Origin of the sequence: Streptomyces colwelliae, assembly GCF_048158785.1 — a bacterium.
Lineage (GTDB): Bacteria > Actinomycetota > Actinomycetes > Streptomycetales > Streptomycetaceae > Streptomyces.
In genome coordinates this window covers 43,902-51,862 of sequence record NZ_JBLTJC010000029.1, presented here as the reverse complement: position 1 = coordinate 51,862, position 7,961 = coordinate 43,902, and the positions used below count along the sequence as shown (strand labels likewise).

Annotated in this window: 5 protein-coding genes; all 5 read right to left on the bottom strand. The window is 72.0% G+C overall.

Annotation, left to right across the window (positions count from 1 at the left end; all coding sequences use genetic code 11):
• Window positions 1-1,706: protein kinase domain-containing protein (locus ACNFOC_RS09220; RefSeq protein WP_416958573.1), on the bottom strand; the 1,706-nt coding region annotated here is incomplete at its 3' end.
• The gene (locus tag ACNFOC_RS09215; protein ID WP_416958571.1) at window positions 1,703-2,482 is read right to left on the bottom strand and encodes a hypothetical protein; all 780 of its coding nucleotides are present in this window, start codon (window positions 2,480-2,482) and stop codon (window positions 1,703-1,705) included. The genes ACNFOC_RS09220 and ACNFOC_RS09215, both read right to left, overlap by 4 nt.
• Before the next feature lie 134 nt (window positions 2,483-2,616).
• Window positions 2,617-3,660, bottom strand: a complete 1,044-nt coding sequence (locus ACNFOC_RS09210; RefSeq protein ID WP_416958569.1) for a hypothetical protein — start codon at window positions 3,658-3,660, stop codon at window positions 2,617-2,619.
• Window positions 3,661-3,691: 31 nt separating this feature from the next.
• On the bottom strand, window positions 3,692-5,656 hold the full coding sequence (locus ACNFOC_RS09205) for a DNA/RNA non-specific endonuclease (RefSeq protein ID WP_416958567.1): 1,965 nt from the start codon (window positions 5,654-5,656) through the stop codon (window positions 3,692-3,694).
• A gap of 74 nt (window positions 5,657-5,730) precedes the next feature.
• Window positions 5,731-7,944: a trypsin-like serine protease gene (locus ACNFOC_RS09200; RefSeq protein ID WP_416958565.1), complete on the bottom strand. Its 2,214-nt coding sequence runs from the start codon at window positions 7,942-7,944 to the stop codon at window positions 5,731-5,733.
• Window positions 7,945-7,961 lie beyond the last annotated feature (17 nt).

Genomic DNA, 7,961 nt, shown 5'->3' with positions numbered 1-7,961 from the left:
CCCTGCGCGTAGCCGGCGTAGATGAAGGAGTCGATCCCGGCCCGCAGCATGTCGGTGACGACGGGCTTGACGTTCCGGGTGTTCGCCGGGATCACCCGGGGGTAGGGCGGGATGCCGTACCCGCGCAACAGCAGGGTGGTGCCCTGGGCGCAGTCCCAGCTGTACGTCTGCGCGGTGCGGTCCTGGATCAGTCCGGGCAGCCGCGTCCCCTTCCGCTGCGCGAGACGGACGGCGAGCGGGAAGGACATGAGCGCGTCGGAGGGGCGGCACTGGAGGTAGGACCGGTGCTCCGCCGAGGTCAGCAGCAGTGCTCCGGACGAGACGGACAGCAGCGGCAGAAATGCCCCGTCGTACGCGGGGAGGACCTTGACGGCCGTCTCGTTGTTGGACGGACCGAGCACGGCCAGCACGTCCGCGTCCTGGATCAGCTTCTCTGCCGCGGCCGGTGCGCGCACATCGCTGCCGCCGTCGTCCGCAGTCTTCACAGTGAGCGTGAAGGGCTTGTTCCTACGGGAGTTGTACTGCTCGACCGCCAGCCGCGCGCCGCGCTCCTGCGCCTGTCCCGCCGTTCGCTGCGGCCCGCTGAGATCCGCCTGCACGCCTATGGCCCAGTGGCGGGTCGGCGATGCCGAGGTGCCCGGGGTGTCGTCGTCGCGCAGGACGGCCCAGGCCGCGGTGGAGCCCGCCGCCAGGAGCAGTGCCGCGCCGGAGGCCATGAGCAGCCGTCGTCGGCCGGGCGACGCCGGTTCCGCGTCCCCCGGCGCGTCGGCGACGGTCGGCTCGATGTCGGGCAGCGCCAGCATCTCGGCCGAACGGTCGGCGATTCCCCGTACGACGTCGTCGGGCAGCCAGTCGATCGGCCCGCCCTTGGGGACGGCGTCCTCGGCCAGCAGCACCGTGCAGATCTGCTCGGCCGTCGGACGGTCCGCCGGGTCCTTCGCCAGGCACAGGTGCAGCAGCGTCAGCAGATCGGTGCCCGTGTCCTCGTCGGCCTCGATGCCTTCCAGGTCCGGTTCGTCGTGGACCGTGCGGTAGAGCAGGGCGTCGACCGCGCCGGTACCGAACGGCGGACGGCCGCTCACCGCGTAGGCCAGCAGGCAGCCCAGCGAGAAGATGTCGCTCGCCGGGCCCAGCGCGGCGCCGCGCGCCTCGGCCTGCTCGGGGGAGAGGAAACCGGGCGTGCCGACGACCAGGTCGGTGGAGGTGATCGCGGTCTCGTCGGCGGCGCGGGCGATCCCGAAGTCGATCAGGCGCGGACCGTCCACGGCGAGCAGGACGTTGGCGGGCTTGACGTCACGGTGGACAAGACCGACGGCGTGCACCTCGCGCAGCGCCGCGGCGAGCATCCTGCCCAGGACCCGTACGCTCCTGACGGGTAACGGACCATGACCTACGACCGCCTCCCCGAGCGAGGGGCCCGGCACGAACGCGGTGGCCAGCCAGGGTGCCGCCGCGTCCGGGTCGGCGCCGGTGACCGGCACCGCCCAGGGGCTGGTCACCCGGCGGGCCGCCGCCACCTCGCGGCGGAACCGGGCGCGGAAGTCCGGTTCGTCCGCGTACTCGGCCTGGATGACCTTGACCGCGGCCAGCGTTCCGGCCTCCGTACGGCCGAGGTAGACCACGCCCATGCCGCCCGCGCCGAGCCGGGCCAGCAGCCGGTGTCCGCCGATCGAGGCAGGGTCGGTGGGGAGCAGCGGCCCGCTCATTCCGCGGCCTCCAGTTCGCCCTTGGCGCGGCTGATCATGGCGCCCGCGCCTTGCTGAAGAGCGGCGCTGACCTCGTCCGCGGACCTGCCCTCGGAGCCCTTGCCGACGGCGGCGACGGTGACCGGGCCCAGTCGGCTCTGCGCCCAGGAGTAGTAGTAGGGGCCGCCGAGTTCGTCGCTGTAGTACTTGCCGCCCTCGGTCAGCATGTCCTCGGCGGCCAGGTTGCCCAGGGTGCCGAAGTCCGAACCCTGGGAAGCCAGTCCGGTGATCCGCTCACCCTGGCGGAGCTGCTGGTCGGGGCAGCGCAGGGCTTCTTCGAGGGTCTCGGACATCTCCCAGTCGGCGTCGTTCACGGTGCGGTGCACGGTGACGACGGCGGCGACGCGGATCGGGCCCTTGCCGTCCTTGGCGGGCACTTCGCTGTAACGGGTGAGGGTGGCGAGCACCGTCGCGGGCAGTGACTCGCGCTCCCATACGCAGTCCGCGTCGAGCACGGGCCAGAAGTCGGGGTCACTCTCGTACGGATCGCGCTTCACGAAGCCGGGACCCCAGTTGATCGGCACCGCCGCGACGGCGCGGGCGAGGCGTTCGGCCTCCGCGGAGGTCTTCGGCGCGCGGCCGGGATCGGCGGTGAAATCCAGGCCTGTGGCGCTGGGAGCCGGAGTCGGGCTGGAGCGCGTGCCGCTGCCCGTGGTCGCGCCCTTGGAGCCGGCGGGCCCGGTGGTCCCGCCTCCCGCGGCCCCCGAACAGCCGGCCAGTAACAGCCCGGTGGCCAAGGCCCCGCAACATAACCGCACCGGTCTCTGATGCGCCATCAACTTCCCCCATCCATACGCCAGTTACCCCCGCAGGGAGCGTAGCGACTATGCCACTGGCGCACTATGAACGTGCCGGAGTCCGTCGTCCGCGCTCACTGGACCAGTTCGATGTGGGGATGGTCCGGGGAGGCCGGGCAGATGTGGAGTTGCAGGTCGGAGCCCCGGGCGATGTCGAGCATGGTGAAGTTCGCCGGAGGGGTGCCGGGGAGGAGTGGTGTGGGGTCGGTCTGTTCCTCTTCGGGGGTCCAGCTCTTGCTGCCGGCGTTCCATTCGGTGGTGGCGATGGTCAGCAGCGGATCCGCCTCGGTGCCGCATGCGGGGCAGAGCCGGGGCACGGGGTCGGTGAGGCCCCAGCGGGTCCAGCCGCCGACCTTCCAGCCGGGGGCATGGGAGAGCTGCTCCCCGTAGAACTCGTCCGGGGCCGCCGCGTACGCGCTGTCCACCGCCGCTCCCGCCGCCTCCCAGCTGCGCGGGTCTCCCAGTTGCTGCTGCAGTTCCTTGCTCAACTCCATGAAGTTGGGGAACTCGGTGACCTGCTCCGGTGCGAGCAGGCACGGCTCCGGCAGATAGCCGCGGGACTGGAGCACGGGTGGTTCGGGCGGTGCGTCGAGTACGTGGGTGACGGTGGCGGCGGACCGCCAGAACAGCGCGGTCCTGGGGTGTGTCGGGTGGTCGAAGGGGCACCAGAGGACCTGGAGCAGATCGGCCTCGGACTGCCCGGGCGGGCGCAGCAGGGGGATGTCGCGGACGTACAGCTGGGCTACGGGCAGCATGGCCGTCGGACCCTCGGGCCACGGCCGGCCGGCCTTGATCCGCTTCTCGGTGGCCAGTTCCTCGGGCGTGGCCGCAGGCGCCTGGGGATCGCGGCGCCGCCGTTCGGCCGCCGCCGCCCGGTTGCGGCGCAGCAGCCGCATGTCGTCCGGTGAGATGACCGGCCGACGGCTCGGCACGTGCGGCCCTTCGCAGTACGGCCACGGCTGGTCGGCGGGCCACAGCAGCGGCCCGCCGACAGAGCTGTCGTGCGGCGACGGTGACCCGGGGCGTGGGTGCAGCCGGGTCGCCGTGCGTGCCAGCGGGGCCAGTTGAGGGAAGACCGCGGCGACGTCCAACGGCCGCGGCGGGGTGGTGAAACTCATTCCGGCTCCCGATGGCACGAACAGGGTGGGATCAGTTACCGAGGTTGAACAGCCCGGTGTTTCCACGGGTGTTGGGGATGTAGACGTCGGGGAACAGCTGCTCCACCGATCCGTCCTCACGCTCGATGACGGCGCTCATCGTAACTCCCACGGGAATCGTGCTGGTGGCGTCCAGATACGTGGGCGTGACCTGATAAAGGATCGCGTCGTCCTCCCCGAACGACTGCTCCGCCACCTCGTCCCGGGCCTGCTCCTCGTAGTCCCACATACTTCCCGCACCGGTGTTCATCCCCACCTGCCAGCAGGGGACGAGGTTCTTCGAGATCCTCCCGCCGAGGATATTGGCGATCAGGTGGCACCGAGAAAGTCCGGCGGTGTCGAGCTGGTTCGCCTGGGCGAACAGCTGTGCGTCCTGCCAGCCGGTGATGTCTCCCCCGGCATCACTGCCCGGTCCGGGCGTCTTCCCCAGGCAGGCCTGGGCCGTGGTCGCCCGGACACCGGCCGCACCCTGCGGGTTGGTGGTCTTGTTGACGTGGGCGACCGGTTCGGTGGTGTTCAGGATCCACCCGTTGCCCGCCAGGCGCGCCCCCTCCGGCGAGACCCCCAGGCAGGCAGCGTGCGAGCCGTCGATCGACGCCGTGAGTGCCAGCTTGAACTGGTCGGCGTCGATGACCCGCTGGCTCTTGAAGCCTTCCGAGAGCTGACCGTCGGCGAACTGCTTGTCGGCAAGCGCGACATGGGCACGTACGCAGGGCTTGGCGGGGTCCACACTCGAACCGCCTCCCAGCTCGAAGATGATCCATCCACCGTTGCCCTGGTTGGGGATGACCTCGGCGCATCGGGCTCCGTCCGTTCCTCCTTCCTGGGTCTCCGCGAAGGGGAACGCGGCACAGGTGTCGGTCGGAATGAGGTCGGTCGCGTCCGCGAACGGCTTCGACGACGCGCTTCCACAGGTGCGACTCGTACGGTCGGCGACGCCGCTCTTGGCCCGGGTCAGCAGCGTGTCCCGGCCCCAGTGGTCGACGAGGTTCTGCTGGGCCCACAGGTAGGCCGCCACCGCACCGCCCTGGTCCGAGCCCTGAGTGCTCATCGGCACGACGGCCGTGACTGTGGGGATGACGCAGCCCGGCGACGCCGTGGGCTCGGCCGTGACATCCCTGACGGCGTCGTCGCAACGGATCTTGCGCGGGTTGTCCCACGAGGCGTTCGGGTCGACGGCCGTGGCACCCGGGGAGGTCACGTACAGCTTGTACGAGGTGGTGAAGTCGACGCTGCTGTTCAGGGCGGGCGCCGAGGAGTAGGCGACGGTGCCGGTGAGGGACTGGCCCAGGGTCAGGTCGCCGCCGTACCAGGGCGCGGTCTTCGTCGCTGTGCAGCCGGTGGTGCAGGCGGCCCGGAACTTGGCGTTGAGAGCGGTGACTTCGCCGCTCGCGGCGGCCATCGTCACCGTGACCTGCTCGCTCCACGTCGTGCCACTCGCGGGCAGGGTCGCACTGGTCGAGATCTCCAGGGTGCCGCGTCCCAGCTCCTTGCCGTTGCTGTCACGCAGGATGTAGACGACGCTCACCCCGGTCACGCAGTACCCGAAGCGCTCGTAGGAGTAGGTGCCGGGGCTGGTGATGTCGCAGCCGCCGGCGACTGCTGCCGCGGCGAGGGTCCGCTGCTCTGTCGCCGTGCTCTCGGCCGGAGCGGGGCTCGTGCTCACACATGCCTCGGCGGCGCCTGCCCGGCGTTCCTTCGAGCCTGCCCGCGTGGGCTCGCAGTGCTCCCCGGAGTCCGCCGGAAAGGCGCTGGTCCTGGTGAGGGGCGCGGTCGCCGGCACATCCGCCGCATCGATCGTGCCCACTTGTCGCGGCTTCGCCTCCACTCCCTGCTGCGCGTAGCTCACGCCAGGCGTGGTGAACCCCAGCGTCACCACGGTCAGCAGGGTCAGTACGGCCGATCTGACACGTATTCGTCCAGGCCGTTCAGGTCGTATCGCATGCTTGGTCGTCATACCTCTCCTCTTGGCAGGGGGCATCGGAAGAGCCCCTGGGAACCGGCCGTCGCCGGCCCCCAGGGGCTCATGGGTCAGCGCGCCGCGTAGCCGAAGTCGGTGTCGGCGGCGGGGAGGCCGCCCGCGCCCGGCTGGTACGTGGTCACCGCGGCGACTGTGCCGCCGGCGGTCACGTTGGACAGGGGCAGCGCGTACAGGGAGCCGTATGCCGAGGGGCCGTTGGGCATGCCGACGTACAGGTTGCCGCCGGTGTAGTGGATGCTGCTGCCCAGTCGCTGGTTCGCGCCCGGGGTGCCGGGGATGCCGTCGCCGTCGCCCGCCTCCAGCCAGCGGTCGCTCGCGCCGGGTGTGCCGAGGAGCGAGAAGGTCTGCACGGCGCCCGCGCTCGCGGTGGTGCCGATGGCCTCGTCCGGGATGCCGACGGCCAGCTTGAGAGTGCCTGCCGAACTCACCGAGCGCGGCGCGGTGTTCACCGCGGCCAGGGTCTGGCCGAAGTGGTCCCCGGCCTCGGAGACGCCGGAGACGTCGTCCTCGCCGGTGCCCCCGGAGTAGCCCTGCAACTGGCTGTAGGTGCCTGCGGCGGTGATCCGGAAGGTCAGGACCCAGCCCGTTTCGGCCTTGTCCACGCCGTCGACGGCCAGGGTCTCGCCGGGCGAGCCGACCGCGAGGATCGACTCGGTGGCGGCAGCGGTCGCCGAGGGGCGGTAGGGGACCAGAGCCAGGGACTGGCCGAAGAGGTCACCTGCCTCGGCGGCGCCGGAGACGGTGTCGAGGTCCTGGTCCAGGCCGAACAGCGGGGTGGGACGGCCCTCGGAGTTCAGCGTGTGGGAGAAGACGGCCAGGTTGCCGGCGTTGGCGTCGGAGCCGATGGCGTCGCCGGGCGCGCTGATGGCGATGTGGTTGGCGTCGGCGGCGACGCTGGTGCCGAAGCCGTCGCCCGCCTCCGCCGCTCCGTCGACACCGGTGGCTTCCTGGTTGACGGCGATGTTGGTGGTGCCGTGCAGATAGATCGCGCTGCCGGCCTTGGCGACGGAGCCGAGGGCCTCGCCGGGCACGCCGATCACCAGGAACGGCTCGCCGGTGGTGGTGGCGCCCGCGGCCAGGGCGTGGCCCATACGGTCGCCGGTCTCGCTCGCGGAGGCGGCCAGTCCGCCGGTGCCCGCGCCCTGTTCGAGGTGGGTGTCCTTCGCCGTGCCGGTGCCGAGGCCGCCGGTCGCGCCGTGCAGGATGTCGACCATGCCGGCGTCGGCGACGGTGCCGATGTCCTCGGCCGGGGTGCCCACGGCCAGGTCGGTGCAGCCGTCCTCGTCGTAGTCGAAGGTGGCGATGGACTCGCCGAACCTGTCGCCCGCCTCGCCGGCGCCGGTCACCCAGTCGAGGTCCTGGTTGATCTCGGCGGTGCCCTTGCCGCCGCCGTACACGATCCGCACCAGGCCCGCCCCGGCGTCGCCGCCCACGGTGGCCCCGGGGTCGGAGACCGCGATGTCCCCGACGCCGTCGCAGTTGAAGTCGGTGACGGGCACCGCGTCGACGGTCGCGCTCACCCAGGAGGCGAGGTCGTCGACGCGGGAGACGACACCGCCGGTGCTGGTCACGCCGGCGTCGATGCCGTAGCAGCCGCCCTGGTACGACTGGCTGGCGAGGGCGGCCAGTTGGGCGGTGCCGCTGCCGGCCCGGACCAGGGGGCCGCCGGTGTCGCCCATGCAGGCGGCGATGCCGCTCGTGCCGGTGACCGAGGCGGTCGTGGTGGCGGCGGAGTTCACGGTGAAGGCGCCGGTGTGCAGGCTCAGCGGTGCCCATTCGCTCGCGGTGCGGCCGTAGCCGGCGAGGGTGAGGGTCTCGCCGGCGGTGGGCGCGGCGGTGGCCAGGGCAATCGGGCTGACGCCCGTGACCGGGCGGTCGAGGCGGGCCAGGACGGCGTCGCGGTCGGTGCGCGGGACCAGTTGGACGATCTCGCGGGCCGCGCCGGCCGTGCCGGTCAGGTCGGAGCGGCCGATGACGGCGGTGGTCCTCACGGCCGGCTTGCCCGCGGGCACGCTCAGGCCGGCGGCCGGGTCGGCGGCGAAGCAACTGGCCGCGGTCAGCAGCCACTCGGCGTCCACGAGAACGCCGGAGCAGCCGCGGTCGTGATCGCCGAGGGTGATCTGCGCGGTGTAGGCGTAGGTGGTGTCGGCGGCGGCGACAGCGGGGCCGGTGACGGCGGTGGCGGGGGCGGCCGCGAGCCCGGCGGAGCCGAGGGTCAGCGCGGCGGCCAGTGCGGCGAGGCGCACAGGTCTGGCGTAGGTCATGAAGTCGGTTCCCTGGT

Coding starts and splice junctions, on each gene's coding strand:
- ACNFOC_RS09210 (WP_416958569.1), bottom strand. CDS start 3,660: ATGAGTTTCACCACCCCGCCGCGGCCGTTGGACGTCGCCGCGGTCTTC.
- ACNFOC_RS09205 (WP_416958567.1), bottom strand. CDS start 5,656: ATGACGACCAAGCATGCGATACGACCTGAACGGCCTGGACGAATACGT.
- ACNFOC_RS09200 (WP_416958565.1), bottom strand. CDS start 7,944: ATGACCTACGCCAGACCTGTGCGCCTCGCCGCACTGGCCGCCGCGCTG.